Annotated in this window: 2 pseudogenes; both read right to left on the reverse strand. The window is 36.2% G+C overall.

From position 1 onward, the window contains the following. Window positions 1-200 (reverse strand): annotated as a pseudogene (locus tag H4J56_RS19380) (transposase); the annotation flags it as partial. 40 nt (window positions 201-240) lie between these two features. Continuing rightward, window positions 241-459 (reverse strand): annotated as a pseudogene (locus tag H4J56_RS20060) (hypothetical protein); the annotation flags it as partial.

Here is a 459-nt window from a genome sequence, read left to right on the forward strand (position 1 = left end):
ACAGCGTGAGCACAAATATCAATAGCAAACACCTGAGATAATGTAAAAATGCGCTGTTCAATCCAATGACGCCTGTGCTCGTAACTGACACCGGTTTCTTTATCAACACCACATAAAAAGGCTTTGCGAACGGTTTGACTACAAATATGATAATACGGCGTATCAGATAAACTAATTTGTTGTGAACGAGGCTTGGGCATAACAATCACCACACTTAATAGGGGGTAAATTAAGTGTAGTTTATTGTTGAAAAAACAAACAAGTTATTATGGGTGGCTTAATTAATGTTTTTGTTGAAAAAAAAAACAAGTTATTATGGGTGGCTTGATTAATGTTTTCACTATCAACATGAAGGACTAAATGTAAGTGATTATTCATGACAGCGTGAGCACAAATATCAATAGCAAACACCTGAGATAATGTAAAAATGCGCTGTTCAATCCAATGACGCCTGTGCTC

Origin of the sequence: Colwellia sp. BRX8-4 (assembly GCF_014077345.1) — a bacterium.
Lineage (GTDB): Bacteria > Pseudomonadota > Gammaproteobacteria > Enterobacterales > Alteromonadaceae > Colwellia_A.